Source organism: Zemynaea arenosa (assembly GCF_004614185.1).
GTDB lineage: Bacteria > Pseudomonadota > Gammaproteobacteria > Burkholderiales > Burkholderiaceae_D > Telluria > Telluria arenosa.
On record NZ_SPVF01000076.1, the window covers coordinates 41,689 to 67,684 of the forward strand.

At 67.9% G+C, this 25,996-nt stretch carries 18 protein-coding genes and 1 pseudogene; 11 read left to right on the forward strand and 8 right to left on the reverse strand.

From position 1 onward, the window contains the following. Positions 1-227: 227 nt before the first annotated feature. Together recX and recA are read right to left on the reverse strand one after the other, a co-directional pair. Complete coding sequence (gene recX, locus E4L96_RS05315) at positions 228-674, reverse strand: recombination regulator RecX (protein WP_135206179.1); 447 nt, start codon at positions 672-674, stop codon at positions 228-230. A gap of 10 nt (positions 675-684) precedes the next feature. Further along, positions 685-1,761 carry a recombinase RecA gene (gene recA, locus E4L96_RS05320; RefSeq protein ID WP_135206180.1) on the reverse strand — a complete coding sequence of 359 codons (1,077 nt, stop codon included), beginning with the start codon at positions 1,759-1,761 and terminating at the stop codon, positions 685-687. A gap of 118 nt (positions 1,762-1,879) precedes the next feature. Here recA and E4L96_RS05325 point away from each other — a divergent pair, with 118 nt between their 5' ends. From E4L96_RS05325 to E4L96_RS05340, 4 genes are read left to right on the forward strand one after another with little or no spacing between them, the layout of a single operon-like run. After that, positions 1,880-2,578: a response regulator gene (locus E4L96_RS05325; protein WP_135206181.1), complete on the forward strand. Its 699-nt coding sequence runs from the start codon at positions 1,880-1,882 to the stop codon at positions 2,576-2,578. Then, the gene (locus E4L96_RS05330; protein WP_229414226.1) at positions 2,575-4,101 is read left to right on the forward strand and encodes a sensor histidine kinase N-terminal domain-containing protein; all 1,527 of its coding nucleotides are present in this window, start codon (positions 2,575-2,577) and stop codon (positions 4,099-4,101) included. The genes E4L96_RS05325 and E4L96_RS05330 overlap by 4 nt, the downstream gene beginning before the upstream one ends. A gap of 3 nt (positions 4,102-4,104) precedes the next feature. Continuing rightward, positions 4,105-4,458: a DUF4212 domain-containing protein gene (locus tag E4L96_RS24245; protein ID WP_135206182.1), complete on the forward strand. Its 354-nt coding sequence runs from the start codon at positions 4,105-4,107 to the stop codon at positions 4,456-4,458. Beyond that, the gene (locus E4L96_RS05340; protein WP_181017588.1) at positions 4,455-6,500 is read left to right on the forward strand and encodes a sodium:solute symporter family protein; all 2,046 of its coding nucleotides are present in this window, start codon (positions 4,455-4,457) and stop codon (positions 6,498-6,500) included. Before E4L96_RS24245 ends, E4L96_RS05340 begins: the two co-directional genes overlap by 4 nt. A 56-nt stretch (positions 6,501-6,556) precedes the next feature. Here the strand turns inward: E4L96_RS05340 and E4L96_RS05345 are convergent, their stop codons facing one another. Further along, positions 6,557-7,135, reverse strand: a complete 579-nt coding sequence (locus tag E4L96_RS05345; protein ID WP_220433392.1) for a PEP-CTERM sorting domain-containing protein — start codon at positions 7,133-7,135, stop codon at positions 6,557-6,559. 170 nt (positions 7,136-7,305) lie between these two features. Between E4L96_RS05345 and E4L96_RS05350 the strand changes: the two genes are divergently transcribed. Next, entirely contained in the window at positions 7,306-9,498 is a 2,193-nt protein-coding gene (locus E4L96_RS05350) for a xanthine dehydrogenase family protein molybdopterin-binding subunit (protein ID WP_135206184.1), read from the forward strand. A 70-nt stretch (positions 9,499-9,568) separates the two neighbouring features. On the opposite strand, the gene E4L96_RS05355 is transcribed toward E4L96_RS05350, so the two are convergent. After that, the gene (locus tag E4L96_RS05355; RefSeq protein ID WP_135206185.1) at positions 9,569-9,880 is read right to left on the reverse strand and encodes a PEP-CTERM sorting domain-containing protein; all 312 of its coding nucleotides are present in this window, start codon (positions 9,878-9,880) and stop codon (positions 9,569-9,571) included. Between the two features lie 66 nt (positions 9,881-9,946). On the opposite strand from E4L96_RS05355, the gene E4L96_RS05360 reads away from it, so the two are divergent. Together E4L96_RS05360 and E4L96_RS05365 are read left to right on the forward strand one after the other, a co-directional pair. Next, positions 9,947-11,161 carry a 6-phosphofructokinase gene (locus E4L96_RS05360; protein WP_135206186.1) on the forward strand — a complete coding sequence of 405 codons (1,215 nt, stop codon included), beginning with the start codon at positions 9,947-9,949 and terminating at the stop codon, positions 11,159-11,161. Between the two features lie 222 nt (positions 11,162-11,383). Then, the gene (locus E4L96_RS05365) at positions 11,384-12,370 is read left to right on the forward strand and encodes a GlxA family transcriptional regulator (RefSeq protein WP_135206187.1); all 987 of its coding nucleotides are present in this window, start codon (positions 11,384-11,386) and stop codon (positions 12,368-12,370) included. Positions 12,371-12,391: 21 nt separating this feature from the next. Here E4L96_RS05365 and E4L96_RS05370 read toward each other — a convergent pair whose 3' ends face one another. The 4 genes and pseudogenes from E4L96_RS05370 to purM form a co-directional block, all read right to left on the reverse strand. Then, positions 12,392-19,387 carry an Ig-like domain-containing protein gene (locus E4L96_RS05370; protein WP_135206188.1) on the reverse strand — a complete coding sequence of 2,332 codons (6,996 nt, stop codon included), beginning with the start codon at positions 19,385-19,387 and terminating at the stop codon, positions 12,392-12,394. Then, positions 19,384-20,241, reverse strand: coding sequence for a sulfotransferase (locus E4L96_RS05375; RefSeq protein WP_135206189.1), 858 nt, complete (start codon positions 20,239-20,241; stop codon positions 19,384-19,386). The genes E4L96_RS05370 and E4L96_RS05375 overlap by 4 nt, the downstream gene beginning before the upstream one ends. A gap of 117 nt (positions 20,242-20,358) precedes the next feature. Then, a pseudogene (gene cysC / locus E4L96_RS05380) lies at positions 20,359-20,937 on the reverse strand (adenylyl-sulfate kinase); the annotation flags it as partial. Between the two features lie 32 nt (positions 20,938-20,969). Continuing rightward, entirely contained in the window at positions 20,970-22,013 is a 1,044-nt protein-coding gene (purM, locus tag E4L96_RS05385; RefSeq protein ID WP_135206191.1) for a phosphoribosylformylglycinamidine cyclo-ligase, read from the reverse strand. Between the two features lie 135 nt (positions 22,014-22,148). On the opposite strand from purM, the gene E4L96_RS05390 reads away from it, so the two are divergent. Genes E4L96_RS05390 through pcnB form a run of 4 tightly spaced genes read left to right on the forward strand, consistent with a single transcriptional unit; the run spans position 22,149 to position 25,996 of the window. Next, positions 22,149-23,231 carry an AI-2E family transporter gene (locus tag E4L96_RS05390; RefSeq protein ID WP_135206192.1) on the forward strand — a complete coding sequence of 361 codons (1,083 nt, stop codon included), beginning with the start codon at positions 22,149-22,151 and terminating at the stop codon, positions 23,229-23,231. A gap of 27 nt (positions 23,232-23,258) precedes the next feature. Next, a complete protein-coding gene (gene hda / locus E4L96_RS05395; RefSeq protein ID WP_135206193.1) occupies positions 23,259-23,942 on the forward strand; it encodes a DnaA regulatory inactivator Hda in 684 nt (227 codons plus the stop codon). Further along, entirely contained in the window at positions 23,935-24,609 is a 675-nt protein-coding gene (locus E4L96_RS05400; RefSeq protein WP_135206194.1) for a histidinol-phosphatase, read from the forward strand. The genes hda and E4L96_RS05400 overlap by 8 nt, the downstream gene beginning before the upstream one ends. Beyond that, positions 24,602-25,996: a polynucleotide adenylyltransferase PcnB gene (gene pcnB / locus E4L96_RS05405; RefSeq protein ID WP_135206195.1), complete on the forward strand. Its 1,395-nt coding sequence runs from the start codon at positions 24,602-24,604 to the stop codon at positions 25,994-25,996. The genes E4L96_RS05400 and pcnB overlap by 8 nt, the downstream gene beginning before the upstream one ends.

The following is a 25,996-nucleotide window of genomic DNA, read 5'->3' on the forward strand; positions in this document are numbered from 1 at the left end:
GCAAGAAGAGCTCGCGACAAAGCGAGGCGCGCGAGGTGATCATGTGATCTGGAGGAAAAGCGTAGCGCCCTCCGCCGGTGAGGAGCAGACGCAGAGGGTCTGCGGCGGAAGACGCTCCGGTTTTCCCGGTCCGGGGAGGACCGGCAGGACACGGCAAGCAGCGCGGCGCGCGGAACGACGCGGTGCGAAGTGGGCCGCGGTCGATGCCGCAGCCTCGTGTTATCAAACTACTCGTCCTCTTGGCCTTGCATGGCCACGCGGATCGCGCGCTGGGAGAAGCCGCGCTGCAGCAGGAAGCGGGTCTGCTTGGCGCGCTCGGCCGGGTCGCCGGCGACCTTGCCGAACTTGCGGCGCCACACCTCGCAAGCGCGCGCCGTCTCGTCCTCGGACAACCCGGCCTTGATGACGTCCAGCGCTTCGCCGCTCACGCCGTGCGTCTGCAGCTCGGCCAGGATCCGGCTGTTGCCGAAACGGGCCGACTTGCGGTGCACCAGCGATTCCGAGAACCGCTCCACCGACAGCCACTTGTTCTTCTCGAGGAAGTCGAGCAGCGCCTCGATGTCCTCGCCCTCCTCGGCATGGCGCGCCAGCTTGCGCCCCAGTTCCAGCCGGCTGTGTTCGCGCTGCGACAGGTAACGCAGCGCGCGCGCCTTCAGGCTCAGTTCCGAGGCCATCGGGAACACCTTAGTCGACCGCCTTCAGCTTGGGTGCCGGAGCGGCGTCTTCGTCCACCACCACCGGCAGCTCGCGCACGCCCAGGGCGGCCCGGACCTTGTTCTCGATCTCACGGGCCAGCGCCGGACGCTCCCGCAGGAAAGTGCGCGCGTTGTCCTTGCCCTGGCCGATACGCTCGCCCTCGTAGCTGTACCACGAGCCCGACTTCTCGACGATCTTGTTCTCCACGCCCAGGTCGATGATCTCGCCTTCGCGCGAGGTGCCTTCGCCATACAGGATGTCGAAGTGCGCTTCCTTGAACGGGGGCGCGATCTTGTTCTTGACGACCTTGACCTTGGTCTCGTTGCCGATCACCTCGTCGCCGGACTTGATCGAACCGGTACGGCGGATGTCCAGGCGCACGGAGCAGTAGAACTTCAGCGCGTTACCGCCGGTGGTGGTCTCGGGCGAACCGAACATCACGCCGATCTTCATGCGGATCTGGTTGATGAAGATGACCAGGGTGTTGGTGCGGTTGATGGTGCCGGTCAGCTTGCGCAGCGCCTGCGACATCAGGCGCGCCTGCAGGCCGGGCAGCGAATCGCCCATGTCGCCTTCGATCTCGGCGCGCGGGGTCAGCGCGGCCACCGAGTCGATCACCACCAGGTCGACCGAGCCCGAGCGCACCAGCGCGTCGGTGATTTCCAGCGCCTGCTCGCCCGTGTCCGGCTGCGAAATCAGCAGTTCGGAGAGGTTGATGCCCAGTTTTTGGGCATAGGTCACGTCCAGCGCGTGTTCGGCGTCGATGAAGGCGCAGGTGCCGCCCAGCTTTTGCATCTGGGCGATGGTCTGCAGCGTCAGCGTGGTTTTACCGGACGATTCCGGCCCGTAGATCTCGACGATGCGGCCGCGCGGCAAACCGCCGACGCCCAGGGCGATGTCCAGGCCCAGCGAACCGGTCGACACGGTCTGCACTTCTTCCACCGGAGCGGACGCGTCCAGGCGCATGACCGAGCCTTTGCCGAACTGCTTTTCGATCTGGGCCAGCGCGGCGGCCAGCGCCTTGCTCTTCTCGCCGGCCGGAACCTGCATTTTCTTGTCGTCCATGGGAATCCTTTAGTGGTATTTGCGCTGGGTCAGCGACTTGACATGCGGTACTGTATAAAAAAACAGTAGTCTTGGCAAGCGCCATTTGCACCCAGTTTGAAATAGGTCAGAATGAGGTATGCGTATTCTACTTGCCGAAGATGACAGCGTTCTCGCCGACGGCCTGACCCGCTCCCTGCGCCAGTCCGGCTATGCGATCGACGCCGTCAAGAACGGACAGGAGGCCGACACCGCCCTGTCCACCCAGGAATTCGACCTCCTGATCCTGGACCTGGGGCTGCCCAAACTCTCGGGCCTGGAGGTGCTGCGCCGCCTGCGCGCGCGCGGCTCGATGCTCCCGGTCTTGATCCTCACCGCCGCCGACTCGGTCGAGCAGCGCGTCCAGGGCCTGGACCTGGGCGCGGACGACTACATGGCCAAGCCGTTCGCCCTGTCGGAGCTGGAAGCCCGGGTGCGTGCGCTCACCCGGCGCGGCCAGGGCGGCGGCTCCACCACCATCAAGCACGGCCCGCTGGTGTACGACCAGGTCGGCCGCAGCGCCTACATCAACGACCAGATGCTGGACCTGTCGGCCCGCGAACTGGGCCTCCTGGAAATCCTGCTGGCCCGCACCGGGCGGCTGGTGTCCAAGGAGCAGCTGGTCGACCACCTGTGCGAGTGGGGCGAGGAAGTCTCCAACAACGCCATCGAGGTCTACGTGCACCGCCTGCGCAAGAAGATCGAGGTGGGCGGCATCCGCATCGCCACGGTGCGCGGCCTGGGCTACTGCCTCGAAAAATACAGCGACGCGGCCCGCAGCGACGCCAGCGCGAAGTGAACGACCGCGACGCCGGGCTGGAAGCGCAGCCGGTCCACCCGGCGCCGCCCCCGCTGTACGAGCCGCCCAGCCCCGAGCCAGAGGAGTCGATCCAGCATTCGCTGTTCGGCGAAATCCTGGACTGGATGCTGGCGCCGCTCCTCCTCCTGTGGCCGATGTCGATCGCGATCACCTACCTGGTGGCCAAGTCGATCGCCAACCAGCCCTTCGACCGCGCGCTGGAAGACAGCGTCACCGTGCTCGCCCAGCAGGTGCAGGAGGTGAACGGCAAAGTGGTCTCCCGTTTGCCTGGCAGCGCGCGCGACATCCTGCGCGCCGACGACACCGACAGCGTGTACTTCCAGATCACCGGCCCGCACGGCGAATACGTGGACGGCGACCGCGAGCTGCCGCGCCCCTGGGACGAGGACAAGTTCAGCACCGGCACCGTCAACTTCCGCAACGACAATGTGCACGGCACCCAGGTGCGGGTCGCGTTCTCGTACGTGAACCTGCCCGCCTCCAGCGAAGGGGCCGAGCGCATCGAGTCGCGCCCGGCGCTGGTACAGGTGGCGGAGACGCTGGACAAGCGCGCCCAGCTCGCGAATGAAATCATCAAGGGCGTGATCCTGCCGCAGTTCATCGTGCTGCCGATCGTGCTGGCGCTGGTGTGGTTCGCGCTCTCGCGCGGCCTGTCGCCGCTGGCCGAGCTGCAGGAACGCATCCGCGCGCGCAAGCCGGACGACCTCTCGCCCATCGACGCGCGCCAGGTACCGGAGGAGATCTCGCCGCTGGTCGGTTCGCTCAACGACATGCTGGAGCGCCTGTCGCAGACCATCGACATGCAGAAGCGCTTCATCGCCGACGCCGCGCACCAGATGAAAACCCCGCTGGCGGGGATGCGCATGCAGTCCGAGCTCGCGCTGCGCCAGCACGACGCGGGCGAAATCCACCGCTCGCTGGAGCAGCTGGCGAAAAGCTCCGAGTCGGCCACGCGCCTGGTCAACCAGCTGCTCGCCCTGGCCCGCGCCGAGAACCAGCCGCACAGCGGCGGGGCTTCCGGCGACGTGGACCTGGCCGGCCTGGCGCGCGACTGCGTGCACGACTGGGTGCAGGCCTCGTTCGCACAAGGGATCGACCTGGGGTTCGAGCCGCCGGACCAGCCGGTCCTCATCCGTGGCAATGGGCTGATGCTGCGCGAGCTGCTGTCCAATCTGATCGACAACGCGCTGCGCTACACGCCGCGCGGCGGCAGCGTCACGGTGCGGGTGCGGCCCGATGGTGCGGGCGGTATCCTGGAGGTGGAGGACACCGGGCCGGGGATCGCGCCGCACGAGCGGCCGCACGTGTTCGAGCGCTTCTACCGGATCCTAGGCAGCGGGGCGCCGGGATCGGGCCTGGGCCTGGCCATCGTGAAGGAAGTCGCGCAGCAGCACGGCGCCGAGATCGACGTGTTCGACAATCCGCGCAGCCATTCGAAAAAATATCCGGGCTGCCTGTTCCGCCTGACCTTCCCGCCGCCGCCCGTAGAAGAGGAGACCTGACCGATGCCGCATCCCGAGCATCCCGGCCAATCCGCCCCGCCGCAGTCCACGCCACCCGGCCCCGTGCCCCACACGCTGGCCGACGACGGCGCCCGCCGTGCCGCGATCGTCGCGGCCCGCGCGCGCCACTGGCAGCACACGTGCCGCATGACGGCCGTGCTGCTGCTGCTTTGGCTCATCACCGGCTTCGGCACCGTGTTCTTTGCGCGCGAGCTGGCGCACTACAGCGTGTTCGGCTGGCCCCTGTCGTTCTACTTCGCGGCGCAGGGTTCGGCGGTGATCTACCTCGGTATCGTCGCCCTGTATGCGCTGCGCATGCGGGCGCTGGACCGCCGCTACCGCGCGGAGCTGGCGTGACGGCGCGGCTCTCGTACTTCCGGCGGCTGTCCCGCTACTACCTGTGGTTCACGCTGTGCTTCGCCGGCTTCCTCGGCGGGGTCGCCCTGCTGGAACAGGAGGGCATGCCGCGCCAGTGGATCGGCTACCTGTTCATGGCGGCGACCATCATCCTGTACGCCATCATCGGTGTGGTGAGCCGAACCTCCAACGTGGCCGAATACTACGTGGCCGGGCGGCGGGTGCCGGCGCTGTTCAACGGCATGGCCACGGCGGCTGACTGGATCTCGGCGGCCAGCTTTATCTCGCTGGCGGGCGGACTCTATCTGCAGGGCTTCGAAGGCCTGGCCTATATCATGGGCTGGACTGGAGGCTACGTGCTGGTGGCGCTGCTGATCGCGCCGTATCTGCGGCGCCTTGCGCAGTACACGATTCCGGACTTCCTCGCGGCGCGCTACCCGGGGCGCGGAGGCCGCGGCAACACGGTGCGCATGCTCGCAGTGGTGGCCACGGTGGCAGTGTCTTTCACCTACGTGGTCGCGCAAATCTATGCAGTGGGGCTGATCGCCTCACGCTTCACCGGCGTGGACTTCTCGGTGGGGATCTTCCTCGGCCTCGCGAGCATCCTGGTCTCGTCCTTCCTCGGCGGCATGCGGGCCATCACATGGACCCAGGTGGCGCAGTACATCATCATCCTGGTCGCCTTCCTGGTGCCGACCATCTGGCTGTCCGCCAAGCTGGCCAACAATCCGCTGCCGCAGGTGGCCTACGGCTCCGTGCTGCCCAAGCTGACCGCGCGCGAGAACCAGCTGCGCGCCGACCCGCGCGAGCAGCAGGTGCGCGCCGTGTACCGCCAGCGCGCGGCGGACTACGACAAACTGCTCGCGGCCCTGCCCACCTCGTGGGAAGACGGCCGCCTCAAGGCGCAGCGCAGCGTGGACCACCTTAAGCTGCGCAACAGCTCCCTGCTGGAGATCCGCGCGGCCGAACGCGCGCTGCTGGCCTATCCCAAATCCGTGGACGAGGCGCGCCGCACCTGGACCGCGGCCCGCAACACCAGCCTGGCGCGCGCGCAGCCGCTCAAGCCGCACGCGCAGCCGTTCAACGCACCCACGCGCGCGCAGTCGGACACGATGCGCAACAACTTCCTGGCGCTGGTGTTCGTGCTGATGGTCGGCACGGCGGCGCTGCCGCACATCCTGATGCGCTCTTACACCACGCCCAGCGTGAAGGACGCGCGCACCTCGGTGTTCTGGACGCTTGTCTTCATCCTGCTGGTGTACCTGTCGGTGCCCGCGCTGGCGGTGCTGGTCAAGCACGCCATCTACACCACGCTGGTCGGCAGCGACTATGGGCACTTGCCCAATTGGGTGTTCTACTGGGCGAATGTGGACAAGGTCAATCCGCTCATCAGCATCAATGACATCAACGGCGACCACATCGTGCAATTGGCCGAGATCGCGCTCGATGGCGACATGCTGGTGCTGGCCACGCCGGAGATCGCGGGGCTGCCGTATGTGATTTCGGGGCTGGTGGCGGCGGGCGGCCTGGCGGCGGCGCTGTCCACGGCGGACGGGCTGCTGCTGGCGATCTCCAACGCGCTGTCGCACGACGTGTATTTCAAGGTGGTGGACCCGCGCGCGTCCACGCAGAAGCGGGTGACGATCTCCAAGCTGCTGCTGCTCGCGGTGGCGTTCATCGCGGCCTACGCGGCTTCGCAAAAACCGGCAGACATCCTGTCGCTGGTCGGCGCGGCGTTCTCGCTGGGCGGGTCGACCTTGTTCCCGGCGCTGGTGATGGGGGTGTTCTGGAAGCGCGCCAACCGCGCGGGCGCCATTGCGGGCATGGTCACGGGCTTCGTCACCTGCCTGTACTACATGCTGCACACCATCCCGCTGCTGGGCGGTTCGCCGGCCAACCAGTGGTTTGGCATCGCGCCGATTTCGGCCGGCGTATTCGGGGTCCCTGCGGGGCTGGTGGCCTTGTGCGTCGCCAGCCTGCTGACCGACCTGCCCGAGCGCCATGTCGAGGGCCTGGTCGACCATATCCGGTCGCCGGAGTAAAGCCGCAATGAAAAAAGCTCCGGCACGCCGGAGCTTTTTGCATGGAGCGGTCGCTGTCAGCGTGCGCGGCGGCTGCGGCGGCGCTGTGCGGCGAAGGCACCCGCCACGCCGATGCCCAGCAGCGCCAGCGAACCCGGCTCCGGCAGCGGATTCTGGGGCACCGGAGTGCCATCCTGCTGCTGGCGCTCGACCAGCGTCCAGTCCCAGCCGAAGTACGGGCGGTCGTACAGGTACTGGTTCAGGGCCGACACCTGCATGTAGGCCTCCGCCATCGGGATATTGGTCACGATGTAGAAGCGATTGTCCGGATCGGCCGTGCCCATCTCGTCCGGATCGACGAACAGGAAGTTGTTGGCCCAGCCGTCCATCGACGCCACCGCCCCGCCCTGCACCCAGCCCTGCCCGGGCGCAAAGCCATAGGCCGCCAGGCCGCCCTGCAGGGCCACGCCATCGATCGAGACGCTGATGCCGCTGATATTGGTGATCAGGTCCCCCGAACGCTCGCCGCTGAACGACCCCGTCACGTGCGCAGGATTGGCCTGGAAGGTGTACGAGAAGTCGTAGATCACCGTGGCCTGGGCGGCCGGCAGCACGGCCATGGCGGCGGCGAAAGCGAAAGCGGCAAGTTTCGTCATGATGGACATTCCCGTTAAGAAAAATTCTTTGCAGCTGAACAACATACCGCGATTGATGCAAATACGCAAGCCACCACCGGTAGGGGGAGTGCGATTTCTGATGCATACATGCAACTCAGCAGCCAAATCCGAACGCATAATTGCCGCTGATACCACCACCTTGGACGCACATGGAACGACGCGCTTTCCTGAAGCTGGCCGCACTGGCGGGCGGCGGCCTGCTGGCCGAGGGCTGGCTGCCGCTTGCGGCCACCGCGGCCACATCGGCCACCGATGCTGCCGAGGTCGGCTATTTCGCCCGCCTCGGCGCTGACAACTCCGTCGTCTTCACCCTCACCCACCACGAGATGGGACAGGGCGTGGCCACCGCGCTGGCGATGATCTTCGCGGACGAACTGGGCGCGGCCTGGCCGCAGATGCGCGTGGAAGCACTGGCCACCACGGCCAGCCCGCGCTACAACGTCGCGGGCACGGGCGGCAGCACGACGGTCAAGGATCAATGGCTGCCGCTGCGCCGTGGCGCAACACTGGTGCGCACTGCGCTGGTGGACGCCGCCGCGCGCCGCTGGTCGTGCGCGCCCGGTGACTGCCGCGTACAGGATGGCCAGGTGTTCGGCCCGCGCGGCCAGAGCGCGACCTTCGGCATGCTGGCCGCCGAGGCGGCGGCCGCGGGCCTCCCCGCCACCAAAGCCGATTTCGACAAGCTGAAGCCGGAGCTGGGCGCGCCCGCGCGCCGCATCGTCGGCCAGCCGCAGACGAACGTCCTGGCGCGCACCATCGTGCGCGGCCAGCAGCACTACGGCATCGACGCCAGCGTGCCCGGCATGCTGTTCGCCAGCGTGGAGCGGGCACCGCGCCTGCACGGCAAGCTGCGCCGTTTCGATGCCACGGCCGCGCTCCAGGTGCCGGGCGTGCGCGCGGTGGTGCGCATCGATGGCTGGGAATCGCCCGCCAACAATGTGCCGCCGCCGGGCACCTATTTCTCGAGCAAGGAGGCGGTCGCGGTGCTCGCCACGTCCACCTGGGCCGCCATGCAAGGCCGCAAGGCGCTGGTGGTCGAGTGGGACGATGCTGCGGGGTCGCGCCACGACAACGCATCGTGGGAGCTCGAGGTCGCGCAGCTGCTGGATGCGGGCGGCACCGTCGGCAGCGAGCGCGGCACCGCGCCCGCCGATGACGCATGGTTCACCGCTGAATACACCTATCCGTACCAGGCCCACGCCTGTATGGAACCGATGAACTGCCTGGCCCACCACAAGGGCACAGCTGCCGAGGTGTGGGTCAGCACCCAGGCCGGGGCCATGTGGCGCGACCAGATCGTCACCCTGTTCAAGCTGAAACGCGAGGACGTGGTGGTGCACCCGCAGTTCTCCGGCGGCGGCTTCGGGCGGCGCTTCGCACCGGATGTGGTGATCGAGGCGCTGCGCATTTCGGAAGCCGCAGGCCATGTGCCGGTGAAGGTGATCTGGACGCGCGAGGACGACCTGCGGCACGACCACTTCCACCCGCACGCGACCAGCCGCCTGCGCGCCCAGCTCACGGCGGATGGCCGGCTGCGCGCGTGGCAGCACGACGAGGCGCGTTCCTATTTCGGCTCGTTCAAGGGCGAGATCCCGTGGTTCGCCTACGACGCGCAGCACCTCCGCTACCGCTATGTGAACACGCAGAGTCCCAGCCCGCTGCAGGGTGGCGCCTGGCGCGCGGTGGTCGCGAATCACTGGGCCTTCGGGCAGGAATGCTTCCTCGACGAGCTGGCGCGCAAGATGGGGACGGACCCGGTGGCCCTGCGTCTGCGCCTGCTGGCCAGCGGCGAGGACCAGCCCGCGGGAGACCGCTTCAAGGTGAGCCAGAAGCGCCTGCGCCGCGTGATCGAAGCGGCCGCGCAAAAAGCCGGCTGGCCCGGCGTGCTGCCGCAGGCCGAGGGCGTACAGCGCGGGCGCGGCTTCGCGGCCTTTCCCTACATGCATGGGAACAGCTACTGCGCGATGGTGGTGGACGTGGAAGTGCGCGGCCAGGCGCTGGCCGTGACGCGCGTGGTGGCGGTGGTCGACTGCGGGCTGGTGGTCAACCCGAGCGGGGCGCGGCAGCAGGTGGAGGGCGGGATCGTGTGGAGCCTGTCCGCCGCGCTGCATGGCGGGATCACGCTGAAGGACGGCGCGGTAACCAACACGAATTTCGGCGATACGCCGGTGGCCCGCATCCACGAGGCGCCGCGGGCGGTCGAAGTCCACTTCCTGGAAGACGGCGCCGACGCGCCCACCGGCCTCGGCGAGATCGCCCCGCCCGTGTTCGCGCCCGCCCTGTGCAACGCCATCTTCGCCGCAACGGGCAAGCGCATCCGGCGCCTGCCCATCGAACTGTGACAGCGCGGCATGGCGCTGCAAAACAAATGGGCGCCGCGGCGCCCATGTGTTCGTTGTGTGGAAGCGTGACCTAGCGCGTTCGGCGCCGCAGAACCGTGCCGCAGGCCGCGATCCCGGCCGCAAGCAGCGCCACCGAAATCGGCTCGGGAATCGCGGCCGACATCTGCGCCAGCCGGTCCATCAGGGGCACATGCAGGGCGGCGCCCTCCGCCTCCAGGTGCTGGGCAAAGGCGGGCACCATGGCCAATAAACCAACAACAATTGTCATGCTTGCAATCTTCATTTTTATTTTCCTTGAGTAATTATTATTGCGGAACGCCAACTTAACCCGATAATTGCCTTGCAGCAAGAAAATCCGATGGGTAACCGATTCTTTGTCCACGAATAACAACAGGTGAGGTAGGATGGCCGCTCGTCCTGAACACCTGAACACCTGGAGGAGGAAGCAATGGCATCCGGAAGAATCCTGGTCGCACAAGGGGGCGGTCCCACCGCCGTGATCAACCAGTCGCTGGTCGGCGTGACGCTGGAAGCGCGGCGCTTCCGCGAGGTGACGCGGGTGTACGGCGCCCTGCACGGGGTGCGCGGCATCATCGACGAGGACCTGGTCGACCTCACGCAGGAGACCAGCCATAACCTGGAACTGGTCGCGACCACGCCCTCCTCCGCGCTCGGCTCCACCCGCGACAAGCCGGACCGCAAGTATTGCCACGAGATCTTCAATGTCCTGCGCGCGCACGAGATCGAGCACTTTTTCTACATCGGCGGGAACGATTCCTCGGACACGGTGCGCATCGTGAGCGAGGAGGCGCGCGCCGCCAACTATCCGCTGCGCTGCATCCATATCCCGAAGACCATCGACAACGATCTGGTCGGCAGCGACCACACGCCGGGCTTCCCGTCGGCCGCGCGCTTCGTGGCGCAGGCCTTCGCGGGCGCGAACCTGGATAACGCTGCGCTTCCCGGCGTCTATGTCGGCGTGGTGATGGGCCGCCATGCGGGCTTCCTGACGGCCGCCTCCGCCCTCGGCAAGAAGTTCCCGGATGACGGCCCGCACCTGATCTACCTGCCCGAGCGCACCTTCGAGATCGAACGCTTCCTCGCCGATGTGAAGTCCACCTACGAAAAGTACGGCCGCTGCGTGATCGCGGTCTCGGAAGGCATCCACGATGCCAGCGGCGCACCCATCGCCACCCTGCTGGCCAAGGAGATCGAGAAGGACGCCCACGGCAACGTGCAGCTGTCCGGCACGGGCGCGCTGGCCGACCTGCTGTGCGACGAGATCAAGGCCAAACTGGGGATCAAGCGCGTGCGCGGCGACACCTTCGGCTACCTGCAGCGCTCCTTCATCGGCTGCGTGTCGGACGTGGACCAGCGCGAGGCGCGCGAGGTCGGCGAAAAGGCCGTGCAGTTTGCGATGTGGGGCGACCGCAATGGCTCGGTGGCCATCAAGCGCACCGGCTACTACTCCAGCGATTACGAGCTGCTGCCCCTGGAAGCGGTGGCGGGCAAGACCCGCACCATGGAGGATGAATTCATCACCGCCAATGGCACCGACGTGACGGACGCCTTCCGCCTGTACCTGCGCCCCTTGCTGGGCTCCGGCATGCCGGACGCGTTCCGGCTGCGGCCCAATCCCGTGGCCAAGGTGCTGAAACGCTGACGCACCGCGCTCAGAACCATTTGAAAAAATCCTCCCGCCGGCGCGGCAGCGCACGCAGTACCCACAACAGGCACGCGCCGGCATACCCCAGCAAGGCAATCACGATCAGTACCAGCAGCACCAGCATAGCGCCCTCCTTCGGTTGAAGCGAGGCGCCAGTATCGCCAGCGGCCGTGCACGCGGCCATTGGCGGAAAAGACAAATTCATGGTTGAATTGGCCAATGCGCACCATCCAGATCGCCATCCTCGTGCACCCGCACTGCGTGGGCAGCTCCGCCACCGCCCCGGCGGACGTGTTCTCCATCGCGAACGCCATCGTGCGGCGCCGGCCGGCTGCGGAGCAGGTGCGCTTCACCAGCACCTGGGTGAGTGCGCAGGGCGGCACGGTCACGCTGCGCAATGGTGTGAGCTTTGCGACCACCGCGATCGCGGACACCGCGTGGGACGCATTGATGGTGCCAGGGATCGACGTCGACTCCACGCGCGAGCTGGCCGCGGCGCTGGAGCAGCTGGCCGCCGAACGTGAGGCCTTGCGGGCGCACGCTGGCCGCGCGCTGCTGGCCGCGAACTGCAACTCGTCCTACCTGCTGGCGGAGGCGGGCCTGCTGGCAGGCCGCCGCTGCACCACCAGCTGGTGGCTCGGCAACCACTTCAGCCAGCGCTATCCGGACGTCACGCTGCAGAGCGACCAGATCCTGGTGCAGGACGGGAGCATCCTCACCTCGGGCGGCGTGACGGCCTATCTCGATTTGTCCCTGTGGCTGGTCGGCCACTTTGGCGGCGCAGCGCTGCGGCAGATCACGGCCAAGGTGCTGGTCACGGATTCCAACCGCCTGTCGCAATCGCCCTACGTGGCCGCCGCGCTGGCGCAGGGCCGCGGCCACGCGGTGGTGGAGCAGGCGCGCCGCTGGCTGAACCAGCATCTGGACGACGAGTGGTCGATGGAGGACCTGGCCAAGGCCTGCCACACCAGTGCGCGCACCCTGCTGCGGCGTTTCCGTGACGCGGTGGGACTGAGCCCGGTGCAGTACGCGCAGCAGCTGCGCGTGGAGCGCGCCAAGGGCTTGCTCGAATCGACCAGGCTGTCGCTGGAAGCGATCACCGCGCGCTGCGGCTACGAGGATGTGTCGACCTTTTCCAAGGTGTTCAAGCGCTGGACGGATGTGACGCCGCGCGAGTACCGGCGGCGCTTCGGGCTGCGGGCCTGACCGGGACCGCAGCCCGCGCTATCACACGATGAAGTTCCAGTCGGCGGCAGCCCGCTGGTGGCCGACCATCTCCACCGAGTGCATCATCTCGTTGGCGACCACCTCCAGCGAGACGCCGCGCGCCAGCACGGACGTCCAGAACGCCCACCCTTCGGCGTCGCTGTGGCGGTTGAACAGCGCACCGTACAGCAGCTCCAGGTCATGGCCGGCATTCCCGTTGAAGCCTTCGTGCGCGGCGCGGCGCTCCGGCGAATCGATGATCGACAGCGCCACCGCGCCCCAGCTGGCGCCGGCGTGCAGCACGTTCCCCCAGTAGGCAAAACCATCCAGGTCGGCCTGGCGCCCCAGGGCGCCGGCGTACAGGCCGGCCAGCGTCAGCAGCGCCGCATCGACCGGCACGGCTTCGGTCACGTCGCTGAATTGCAGCTGCTCGACGTTGACGACCAGTGCCTTGACGGTGGGTGCGGCGAGGCTGTTCACCAGCAGGTAGCCCTCGTGCTGTTCGACGTTGTAGCTGGCCCGCGTCCCGTTCAAGACAGCCGTGTCGGCACCCGCGCCGCCGTGCAGCAGCGTGGTGCCCGGCAGGTCGCGCAGCGCAGCCGATCCCGTTTGCGGCGCAGGCGGGACGCCGAACTGCAGGACATCCGCCCCGCCGCCCGCGAACACCTGGCCCGTCCCGCCGGCCGGCACCGTGAAGTGCTGGCTCGCGCCATCGCCGGTCAGGATCGTGTTGCCGGACAGCGCCCGCACGTCCGCGCTGCCGACGATCGCGGCGAAATCGATCCGCTCCAGGTCGATGCGTCCGCCGGACTGCAGGCCGCTGGTGTCGATGACCAGCGCCACGCTCTGGGTGCTGGCGTTCGCACCACTCAAGGTCAGCACGCCATTCGTGCCGGGCGCGGTCACCGGCTTGACGGTGGACACGAGCAGGTTCTGCGCTGCCGGCAGCAAGGCCAGGAAGTCGGTGCCGTTGCCAGTCATCTGCTGCTGGTCGCCGGCCGGGTTGCTGTGGGTGGCGGCCCGGATGGCTGCGAGCAAGGTCTCGGCGCCGCTGGCGGCGACCTGGTTGGGTGCGGTGGACGCCGACAGGCCGAAGCCCGGCGCCACCTGGGCCAGCAGCAGGTTCGCAGCACTGCCCGGCGACAGCGGAATGTCGGCCACACCGGGGAGTCCGGTGCTGTCCGGCCGGGTGGGCGGCACCAGCGGAATGTCGATCCCGATGCCGAGTTCACCGGACGGCAGCACCACCGGGCTGACGTCGACCGGCACCCCGTCCACCAGCGGCAGCGGCTCCGATTCGATCGTCAGGGCCAGCGCGGTGCTGGCCGCGGACAGATTGCCGGCCGCATCGGCCTGGCGCACCGTGAGGCTGTGCAGGCCTTCGCCGAGCGCGGTGGACTGGATGCTCCAGTGGCCTGCGCCGTCCGCATGCGCGGTGCCGAGGACCGTGGTGCCGTTAGTGTCGTACAGGGTGACAGTGGCGTTGGCCAGCGCGGTGCCGGTGATGACGGGCGCAGACTCCCAGGTGATGCGGTCGCCCGCCGTACCGGTGTCGCTGGCTGGCGCCAGGACCGGCGCATCCGGCGCCGCCGGCGGCGTGATGTCGATGGTGATCGCCAGCGGCGCACTCGCCGCGGACTCGTTGCCCGCCGCGTCGCGCTGCTTGGCGGTCAGGGTGTGCGCCCCCTCGCCCAGCGTGGACGCCGTGATGCTCCAGGCACCGGCGCCGTTGGCCTGGGCCGTGCCGAGCACCGTCGTGCCGTCGGTGCCGTACAGGGTGACGCTGGCGAGGGCCTCCGCGGTGCCGGTGATGGTGGGCGTGGTGTCGCTGGTGAGCCGATCGCCCGCGGTGCCGCTGTCGCTGGCCGGCGCCAGCGCCAGCGCGGCCGGAGCTGCGGGCGCCGCGTTATCGATGGTCAGCGCAAATGGCTCGCTGGAGGCGGACGTATTGCCCGCCGCATCGGTGGCCACGGCGGTAAGACTGTGGCTGCCTGCGGCCAGCAGGCTGGTGGTGATGTGCCACGTGCCGCCGCCATCGGCGGTTGTGCTGCCCAGGACCGTGGTGCCATCGGTCCCGTACAAGGTGACCGTGGTGCCCGCGGCCGCGTGGCCCGACACGGTGGGAGTGGTGGTGCTAGTCAAGCGGTCGCCCAGGGTGCCACTGTCGCTGCCCGTATCCAGCACCAGCGCGGTGGGCGCCGCCGGAGCCAGCGTGTCGAAGCTGATCGAAGGCGTGACACCCGCGCCACCCGCATTGCCCGCCAGATCGCCATACGACCCGGCGGCGACGGTGATGGTGGCGCTGCGCGCGTCCAGGCCGGCCGTGGGGGTGAACACGGCAGTGCGCACATTGCCGCTGCCGGACAGCGCCCCCAGCGTGCCACCGGAGACGCTGACGTCGGCGGCGGTGAATGTGGCGCCAGGGTCCTCGCTGAAGGTGAATGAGATCACGGCGGTCTGCCCGATCTTCAACTGGGCCTGGCTGCTGCTGATCGCCAGCGTGGGCGCTGTGGTATCGAGCACGTAGGCCTGCGCGAGCGCAGCGCTGCTGTTGCCGGCGGCGTCCAGCACCCGCACCTTCAGCGTGTCCGATCCGGCCAGCGTCTGGGCCACCGACCAGGTGCTCTGTCCGACGGACGCCATGGCGGCATGCCAGGTGGCGCCGTTGTCGATCGAGACCTCGACCGACTCGCCCGCCGCCAGGTTGGCGCTGAGGGTGCCGGAGATGGTTTGGCTGGCGGTTCCGGTGATGAAGTCGGTCGCCGAAGTTCCGCCGTCCGCCGAGAAGGCTGCCGAAGTCACCGTGGTGCCAGGGGGCGTGATATCGACGGTGACGCTGAGGGCAGTGGAAGCCGCGCTCACATTGCCGGCGGCATCGGTGGCCTTGGCGGTGATCGTATGGTCCCCTTCCGACAGCGTGCTGGCCGTGATGGTCCAGGTGCCGCCGCTGGCGGTGCCGGTTCCGAGCACCGTTGTGCCATCGGTGTCGTACAGCGTCACCGTCGCTCCGGCTTCCGCGGTGCCGGTGAAGACGGGCGTACGCTCGGAAGTGATGTCGTCCGTGGACGAGCTGCCGCTGTCGGAAGCGGCTTGCAGGTCCGGCACCGATGGCGCGGCGGGCGGCAAGGTGTCGATGTGCAGCACCGGCGTGATTCCCGCGCCGCCGTTGTTACCCGCCGCATCCAGGTACGCGCCGGCGGCAATCGTGATGCTGGCCGCGCCGGTGGCCACGCCGTCGGCGGGCGTGAACACCGCTGTGCGCGTGCTGCCGCTGCCGGCCAGGCTGTCCAGCGTGCCGCCACTGACCGCGACGTCGGCCAGCGTGAAGCTGCTGCCCGGGTCCTCGCTGAAGGTGAAGGTGATGGTGGCGCTCTGCCCGGCGCGCACCGCCGCCACGCTGCTCGCGATCGCAACCGTCGGTCCAGTCGTGTCGATGGTGACGTCCAGCCCCGCCGACAAGGTACTCACATTGCCGGCGCCGTCGGTGGCGGTGGCGCGGATGGTATGCGCCCCCTCCACCAGCTGCGTGGCGGTGATGCTCCAGTTGCCGCCGGTGGCGGCACCGGTGCCCAGGACAGTGGTGCCGTCCGTGTCGTACAGGGTGACCGTGCTGCCCGCTTCCGCGGTGCCGCTGAAGGTCGGCGTGGCGTCGTTGGTCAGGTTGTCCGTGTTCAGGCTGGAGTCGCTTCCCGCCAGCAGGTCCGGCGTGCCCGGCGCGGACGGGGCCAGGGTGTCGAACGTCAGCGAAGGCGTGGCGCCCGCGGAGCCGTCGTTGCCCGCCACGTCGGACCAGGCGCCGGCGGCGATAGTGATGCTGGCCGTGCCGCCGTTGGTGTCCGCAGTGGGCGTGAACACGGCGGTGCGCACGGTGCCGCTGCCGCTCAGCGTGCCCAGCGTGCCGCCCGTGACGGTGATGTCGCCATTCGTGAAGGTGGTGCCCGGGTCTTCGCTGAAAGTGAAGGTGATCAGTGCCGTCTCACCGCTGCTCAGCTGGGGCGCGCTGGACGTGATCGTCACCGATGGCGCCGTGGTGTCGAGCACGTATGCATGCGACCAGGGCGTGCCGGCGTTGCCCGCGGCGTCCAGTACCCGCACCTGCAGCGTGTCCGACCCGGTCAGCGTTTTGGCCACCGACCAGGTGTTTTGTCCGGCGGACGCCGTGGCGCCATGCCAGGTGGCGCCGTTGTCGATCGAGACCTCGACCGACTCGCCCGCCGCCAGGTTGGCACTGAGGGTGCCGGAAATAGTCTGGCTCGCGGTGCCGGTGATGAAGTCGCTCGCCGACGCACCGCCGTCGGCTGAGAATGCCGCCGAGATCACAGTGGTGGCAGGGGGCGTGATATCGACGGTGACGCTGAGCGCAGTGGAAGCCGCACTCACATTGCCGGCGGCGTCGGTGGCCTTGGCGGTGATCGTATGGTCCCCTTCCGACAGCGTGCTGGTGGTGATGGACCAGCTGCCGCCGCTGGCGGTGCCGGTTCCGAGCACGGTGGTGCCATCGGTGTCGTACAGCGTTACCGTCGCTCCCGCTTCCGCGGTGCCGGTGAAGACCGGCGTACGTTCGGAAGTGATGTCGTCCGTGGACGAGCTGCCGCTGTCCGCCCCGGCCTGCAGGTCGGGCGCTGAGGGCGCGGCAGGTGCGCTGCGGTCCACGGTCAGGGTCAGGCCCGAAGATGCGGCCGAGGTGTTGCCGGCGGCGTCGGTGGCCTTGGCGGTGACGGTGTGCGTGCCCGCGCCCAGCGTGGAGGTTGCCACGGACCAGATGCCACTGCCGTTGGCAGTTGTGGTGGCCAGCACCGTGGTGCCGTCGGTGTCGTACAGGGTGATATCGCTATTGGCCTCCGCGGTGCCCCCGATGGTAGGCGTGTCATCGCTGGTGAGGTTATCGGTGGACGAGCTGCCCGAATCGCTACCGCTGTCGAGGTCCAGAGCGGCGGGTGCGGATGGCGCTGCGGTATCGATCGTGATCGTGGTGCCCGCCGACGCGCTGCCCACATTGCCGTTGACGTCCGTGGCCCTGGCCGTGATGGTGTGGCTGCCCGCGCCCAGGGCGGAAGCGGTGATGGTCCAGCTGCCGCCCGTGGCCGTCGTACTGCCGATCAGGGTCGTACCGTCAGTGTCGTACAGCTTGACCGTGGCCCCGGCTTCCGCCGTGCCGCTGAAGGTGGGCGTGGTGTCGCTGGTGACGCGGTCCGTGTGCGAGCTGCCGCTGTCGCTGCCGCTGTCCAGCGCCGGGGCCGAGGGAGCGGCCGGCGCCAGCGTGTCCCACGTCAGATTCAGCGACGCCGCGGCCCCGCCGTTGCTCACCGCATCGGTGTACGATCCGGCGGTCACGGAGATCGTGGCGGCCCCGCTGTCGACACCCGCCGTCGGCGTGAAGGTCGCGGTGCGGACCGCGCCCGTCGTCGTGAGAGCGCTTAGCGTGCCACTGGACACGCTGATATCGGCGGCGGTGAAGCTGCTGCCCGGATCTTCGCTGAAGGTGAACGTGATGGTGGCGGTCTGGTTGGCCACCAGAGTGGTGTCGTTGGTGGAAATCGCCAGCGTCGGCGCGACCCCATCGATCGCGATCGCGGCGTTGACCTTCAGCGAGCCGATGGTGCCCGGTGTGACCAGCGAAAGGTTGGCGGCCGTACCGTCGCCGGCGGCGGTGATGGTGCCGGTGAGAGCGCTCGTCGAAAGGTAGTCGAGCTGGGTCGCGCTGTCTCCGGCTTGCACGGTGTAGCGGAAGGTGAGCGTGCTGCTGCCGCTGCCGCTGACATAGGTGGCGTAGCGGTCGGTGGTGCCGGTTTCGAGCTGCAGCTGCGGCGTCCCCGTGACCGTGACTGCCTGGTCGAAGCCGACCTGGATATCGATCGCGGTGCCCGGGCCGTAGGTGCCGTTGGCGGTGGTGCTGTCCACATACGAGACCTTGGGCGGCGGGGCGTGAATGTTGCTGATATCGATGCTGTCGAGCGCCAGGTAGATCAGCTTGTTACTGTTCGTCGTCGCGAAAATCTTCAGCTCAACGATGTCCGTCATGCCGGTGAGCGTCGCCGTGGCCGGGGTCCCAGGGCCGTAGGCGAAGTTCAGCGAGCCTGAGCCGACCTGATCGTGATTGGAGTTGTAGCCCTTGAAGACCAGGTTTTGACTCGAGAAGTTGTAGTTGTCCCAGTTTTCGAGCGTGATCGAGGTTGCGGTGAACAACTGGCCGAAGACGAAAGACAAGCTGACGGACGTGTCGCCGACGGCGCTTTGCGGCGACAGGAAAACGCTGCCATAGCCCTGGTAGGCCGCGACACCCTGCGTGGCGCCATCGATAAGCAGCTGAGTGCTGGCCGACCCGTTGACGTTGTAGGTGACGTCGCTGGCGGCAGTCGCTCCATCGCCGGTGTGCGCCACATTGTTCCAGTTATTGAAGCTGACTGTGCTCAGGATGGAACTGTACTGCGCCGCCAGCGCCGCGGTGGCCGCGCTGGGCGCGTCCACCTGGCCTTGGGTGATCTCCAGCTGCCAGTCCCCGTCCAGCGCCGCGCTGCCGGTCAGGTCGTCCGACGCGGCGACATCCGCCCCGGTCGCGATGGCCAGCTGCTGCACAAAGCTCGCGCCGGTGGCCCCGGCGCCGATGCTGCAGCCATACATCAGCAGGTCCGCGTCCGGTGCCAGGCTGCGGCCCAGCGCCGCCAGCTCGGCCTGATGCGTGGCCAAGGCGGCGCTGTCCAGCGTCAGCGTGCCGAGATCGGCCGCCCCCGGCGCCCCGTGCGTCACCACATGCAGCGCCGCGATGCCGCTGCGGCCCGCCAGCGCGGCCGTCATCTGCTGCAGCCCGTCCCCGCCGGCGTCCAGGATGACCACTTCGCGGCCGATCCCCAGTTCACGCGCCAGCGTGGCCAGATCCGGCACATCGCTTTCGATGAAGACGATCTCGGTGCGGGGCTGCGCCAGTGTCAGCGGGCCATCCAGGGCCGGCGCCGCGGGCAGGTCCGGCGGCGTTCCAGCGGCGATGGTGAGCGTGGCGTCAAAGGCGGTCGGGGTCATGGGGTGTCCTGGTGAGTCTGGATGGTGATGACGCTGGCCGCACTGCCGGCGGTGTCCTTCCAGAACGACATCTGCGAATATTTTTCAAACAGGTCCGGCGGAATCACCGCGCGGCGCGGCGTGAATTCGACCTTGGCCCGCACACGGTGCAGGCCGGGCGCGCCGAGCGCGAGGTCGAACTCCTCGGCGTCGTATTCCACGTTGTCGAAGTCGTGGTCGAACGGCTGTTCGCCCAGGAACCGGTACACCAGCGGCAGCACCTGCGCAGGCGAGCGGGCCAGCAGGTCGTAGTCGACCAGCAGCAGCGACGACGCGTGTTCGCCGTAGAAGGCTTCGCGCAGGCTGGCCCACGCATAGCCGACCGTCTGGTCGTGCTGGGCCAGGCCATCGAGCCGCGTGTACACGGTGCTGCGCAAGGGATTGCCGGGGAACAGGCGGGTGAATTCGTACGGGTTGGCGCGGTAGCGGCGTTCGAAGCTGTCCATGACCCAGCCGACATTGCGCACGCAGGCGATCACCTTGGATCCAGGGAACAGGTCCTGCACCAGTCCCATGCGCGAGCACCAGGCGCGGTTGGTGTCCATGATCACTGGCTGCGGCGTTCCGGCGTAGAAGGCGCTGAACATACTGCGCAAAATCGCGCGCCGCTGCTCCTGCGACACCAGCGGCGCAAATTCGCTACCGGCTGAAAACTGGGCCAGCAAGGCCGCGCACAAGGCGCCGACCGGGCTCGTCATGCCAGCACGGAAGCGCGGATTCTGACGCAGGATGCCGGAGAGCAGGGTCGAGCCGGAACGCGGCAGGCCCGAGATGAAGTGGTAGACGTGCGGGTCCTGCGCAGGATCGGGTGCCATGAAAAATGATAAATACCGCGTCGATCAAAAGTAACAACATGATCGCGGATTTAATACTGCAACGCAATCGATCCAACGCCGACCGTTGGAAAAGGGAGATTCTGTGGTGCCGCCCGCTCAGGCCAGGATCCCGCGCCGGACCAGCTCAGCGACCACGGCCTCAACCTCGGCGGCCACGCTGACAGTGGCCGAATCGAGCACAAGCTCCGGCGCGGCCGGCTCTTCATAGGGAGAGCCGATGCCCGTGAACTGCGGCAGCGCGCCGGCCCGCGCGCGGCGGTACAGGCCCTTGGGGTCACGTTCCTCGCACACCTCAAGGGGGCAGCGGCAATAGACTTCGATGAAATCGGCGGGATCGATCAAGGCGCGGGCCCGGGCGCGGTCGGCCTGGAGGGGCGAAATGGCCGCCACCAGCACGATCTGGCCGGACTCGTACAGCAGGCGAGCCACTTCGCCGATGCGGCGAATGTTTTCGCTGCGCGCTTCCAGCGAAAAGCCGAGGTCCGCGCACAGGCCGTGGCGCACGCGGTCACCATCGAGCACCGAGACGCCGCAGCCGCGCGCGAACAGGGCGCGCTCGCAGGCATAGGCCAGGGTGCTCTTGCCGGCGCCGGACAGGCCGGTGATCCACACCACCGCCGCGCGATGCCCGGCCCGGGCCGCGCGCTCGACACGGCTGACCGGACCGGCGGGCGCCTCGCTCATGCGGCTGGAACGCTCATGCAGGCTTAGACCACCACCGTCTGCGGCTGGTCGTCGGTGCGCGGGCGGATCTCGCCGATGCGGTAGACGGTTTCGCCGGCGGCCTTCAGCTGCGCTTCCGCCGCCGCCGCGTTCTCCGCGCTGACGATCACGCACATGCCGATGCCGCAGTTGAAGACGCGGTGCATTTCGGCGTCCGCCACGCCGCCGTGCTGCTGCAGCCACTGGAACAGCGGCGGCAGCGGCCACGCGTCCTTGGACAGCACGGCCGTCAGGTTCTCCTGCAGCACGCGCGGGATGTTCTCGACCAGGCCACCGCCGGTGATGTGGACCATGCCCTTCACTTCCATCGCCTCCATCAGCGCCAGCAGCGGCTTGACGTAGATGCGGGTCGGCTCCATCAGCACGTCGCGCAGCGGGCGGCCGTGGAAGTCGGCGTTCAGGTCCGGCTGCGCCACTTCGATGATCTTGCGGACCAGCGAGTAGCCGTTCGAGTGCGCGCCCGACGAGGCCAGGCCCAGGACCACGTCGCCCGGCACGATCTTGGTGCCGTCGATGATCTTCGACTTCTCGACCGCGCCGACCGCGAAGCCGGCCAGGTCGTATTCACCGTCCGGGTACATGCTCGGCATCTCGGCCGTTTCGCCGCCGATCAGCGCGCAGCCGGCCTGTTCGCAGCCCTTGGCGATGCCGCCGACGACCTGGGTGGCGGTCGGCACGTCCAGCTTCCCGCAGGCGAAGTAGTCGAGGAAGAACAGGGGCTCGGCGCCCTGCACCAGGATGTCGTTCACACTCATGGCCACCAGGTCGATGCCCACGGTGTCATGCTTGTTCAGCTCAAAGGCCAGTTTCAGCTTGGTGCCCACGCCGTCGGTGCCGGAGACCAGTACCGGCTCCTTGAACTTCTTGCTGACTTCAAACAGCGCGCCGAAACCACCGATCCCACCGAGCACGCCCTCGCGCATGGTGCGCTTGGCCATCGGTTTGATCGCTTCGACCAGGGCATCGCCGGCATCGATGTCGACGCCCGCGTCGCGGTAGGAGAGAGAGACGTTGCCAGGTTGGTTCATGGTGTCATTGCCTTTGGAGGCGGTAAAATAGAAGGCGGCGGGCCGAAAACGTGCCTCATACGGGGCAAATCCGGCGAAGACCGCTATTTTATCAAACTGCCACGCACGGCCACCCGCGCCCACTCCGACGCCTACATGCCATTCGCCTTCACGCCCGAGCAAAAACAGTCCGCCTTCTGGATCACGCTCTGGCTGGCGTTCATGGTGCTGCTGTATGCACTCGGGCCGGTCCTCACACCCTTCATCGCCGCCGCCATCCTTGCCTATGCCCTGAATGGGGCGGTCGACTACCTGGACCGGCGGCGCATCGGCCGCTTCGGCTTTCCGCGCGCGCTCGCGGTCACGCTGGTGATGGTCATGTTCCTGGCGCTGGTCGCCGCGCTGGTGCTGATCGTGGTGCCGGTGCTGCAGAAGGAGATTCCGCTGCTGAAGGCGCAGATCCCGGCCTTCATGGCCAAGATGGACGAGGTGCTGTCGCCGCGCCTCCAGGCCATGGGTGTGCACATCGACCTGCACGGCGATGGCCTGCGCAACCTGCTGGCCGAGAAAATGGCCGCCAGCAGCGACGAAGTCTGGGCCACCGTGCTGGCCTCCGCCCGCATCGGCGGCTCGGCCATCCTGTCGCTGATGGCGCAGCTGGTGCTGATCCCGGTGGTGCTGTTCTATTTGCTGATGGACTGGCACCAACTGCTGTCCAAGGTCACCACCGCCGTGCCGCGCCGCTGGGTTGCGCAGACGGTCGCGATGGCGCAGGAAGTCAACGTGCTGCTGGCCCAGTACCTGCGCGGCCAGCTGCTGGTCATGATGGTGCTGGCGGTGTACTACTCGGCGGCGCTCGGCATCGCGGGCTTCGACGTGGCGCTGCCGGTCGGCCTGCTCACCGGACTGCTGGTGTTCATCCCCTACCTCGGCTTCGGCCTTGGCCTGGCGCTGGCCCTGATCGCGGCGGTGCTGCAGTTCTCCGACTGGCATGGCCTGATTTCGGTGGCCATCATCTATGGCCTGGGCCAGGTGTTCGAGGGCTTCTTCCTGACCCCGCGCCTGGTGGGCGAACGCATTGGACTGAACCCGCTGGCCGTGATCTTTGCGCTGCTGGCGTTCGGCCAGCTGTTCGGTTTCGTCGGCGTACTGCTGGCGCTCCCCGCCTCCGCCGTCCTGATGGTCGCCTTCCGCCATCTGCGCGCCCATTACCTGCGCAGCAGCTTTTATAATGCGTGAGTGTATGACTTACGGTAGGCCTTCCAAATGAAACAGCTGGTGCTCGACCTGGGCGCCGAACCGGCGCAAAGCCTCGAGACCTTCGAGGTGGGGCAGAACGCCGAGCTCACGCACGTCATGCAGCAGTTCGCGGAGCGCACCTCGCGCGAGCATTTCGCCTACCTGTGGGGCGAAACGGCGGCCGGCAAGACCCATCTGCTGCATGCCCTGGCGAATACGCCCGGCTCGCGCTACATCGCGCCCGCAGCGCCGGAGACCGATTTTGTATTTACCCCGGACGTGACGCTGTACCTGCTCGACGATTGCGAGCAGCTCTCGGCCCAGCGCCAGATCGACGCCTTCGCCCTCTTCAACCAGGTGCGCGAGCATGGCGCCTACATGGTCACCACCGGCCCCGTGCCCCCGGCCGTGCTGCCGGTACGCGAGGACCTGCGTACGCGGATGGGCTGGGGCCTGGTCTACCAGATCCACGGCCTGTCCGACGACGAGAAGATCGCCGCCCTCACGCACGCCGCGGAAGCGCGCGGTTTGACGCTGTCGGCCAGCGTGTTACCCTATTTGCTATCGCATTTCAGGCGAGACATGCGCTCGCTCTCGACCATGCTCGACGCCCTCGACCAGTATTCCCTCGAAACCCAGCGGCCGGTCACCCTGCCGCTGCTGCGCGACCTGCTGCTGCAGTCCGAAGAACCAAAGGCCCTTGATGACTGAACTGGCCCTGTTTGACCTCGACCACACGCTGCTGCCCATCGATTCCGATTACGAGTGGGGCCAGTTCCTGGTCCGCACCGGCGCGGTCGACGCGGCCGAGTTCAAACGCCGTAACGACGCTTTCTTCGCCCAGTACCAGGCCGGCACGCTGGATCCGGTCGAGTACCTCGAATTCGCCCTCGGCACCCTGGCGCGCTACCCGCGCCGCGAGCTCGATACAATGCACGCGCAGTTCATGGATGAAGTGATCAAGCCCGCCATCCGGCCGCGCGCGGTCGAGCTGCTGCAAAAGCACCATGACGCAGGCCACCTGGTCGGCATCATCACCGCCACCAACCGCTATGTCACGGCGCCCATCGCCCGCGCGCTCGGCGTCGAGCACCTGATCGCGGCCGAGCCGGAGGAAGACGCGCAGGGCAACCTGACCGGGCGCCTGGTCGGCACGCCGACCCAGGGACCGGGCAAGGTAGAACACATGCATGCGTGGCTCGACCGCCTCGGCCACCGCTTCGACCAGTTCGAGCGCTCCCACTTCTACAGCGACTCGCACAACGATCTCCCGTTACTGTCCGTCGTCAGCCACCCTGTCGCGACCAACCCGAATGCCACCCTGGCGTCCCACGCGGCGCGCCTCGGCTGGCCCTCACTGCACCTCTTCAATGATTAAGAAATTTATCCGCAAAATCTTCGGCGGCACCGACGACCGAGACCGCAGCCAGCCCATCGTGCTGGGGCCCGAAGCGCACAAGATCGATCCGCGCAACGTGTCGAGCAACGCGGTCCGCGTCACGCAGACTTTGCAGGAGAACGGCTTCCAGGCCTTCATCGTGGGTGGCGCGGTGCGCGACCTGCTGCTGGGCGTGAAGCCGAAGGACTTCGACGTGGCCACCGACGCCACGCCCGAACAGGTCAAGCGCCTGTTCCGCCGCGCCTTCCTCATCGGGCGCCGCTTCCAGATAGTGCACGTGATGTTCGGGCAGGACCTGATCGAGGTGACCACCTTCCGCGGCAATTCGTCCGGCGACGCGCCGCGCGACGAGCATGGCCGGGTCCTGCGCGACAACGTGTTCGGCCCGCAGCACGAAGACGCGGAGCGGCGCGACTTCACCATTAACGCCATGTACTACAACCCAGCCACGCAGGAAGTGCTGGACTACCACGGCGGCATGGAAGACATCCACAACAAGACCCTGCGCATCATCGGCCAGCCGGAAGCACGCTACCGCGAAGACCCGGTGCGCATGCTGCGCGTGGTGCGCTTCGCCGCCAAGCTGCAGTTCACCATCGAGGCCGCGACGCGCGCGCCGATCCCGGTGATGGCGCCGCTGATCAACAACGTGCCCGCCGCGCGCGTGTTCGACGAAATGCTCAAGCTCCTCATGAGCGGCCACGCGCTGGCCTGCCTGCAGCAGCTGCGCAAGGAAGGCCTGCACCATGGCCTGCTGCCGCTGCTGGACGTGGTGCTGGAGCAGCCGATCAGCATGAAGTTCGTGACGCTGGCGCTGGAGTCCACCGACAAGCGGGTCATGGCGGGCAAGGGCGTGTCGCCGGGCTTCCTGTTCGCGTCCTTGCTGTGGCACCTGGTGCTGGAGAAGTGGAATGCGTACAAGGCTTCCGGCGAGCCGCCGATCCCGGCCCTGCACCTGGCCGCGGACGATGTGCTGGACGACCAGACCGAGAAGCTCGCCCTGCAGCGCCGCATCGCCACCGACATGCGCGACATCTGGGCCATGCAGCCGCGCTTTGAAAAGCGCAACGGCAAGGCCGCGCACAAGCTGCTCGAACATCCGCGCTTCCGCGCCGGCTACGACTTCCTGCTGCTGCGCTGCGCCTCCGGTGAACTCGATGCGGAGCTGGGCGAATGGTGGACCGACTTCTACGAAGGCGATGGCGAGACGCGCGAAGAGCTGATCGCCAACCTGCCGAGCGGCGAAAAGGGCGGCGCGAAGCGCAAGCGCGGCCCGCGCCGTGGTCCGCGCCGCGGCAAGAGCAATGGCGGGGACAGCGCCGGCACCGGCGAAGGCAGCCCGGCCTCCCATTCCTCCGAGGACTGA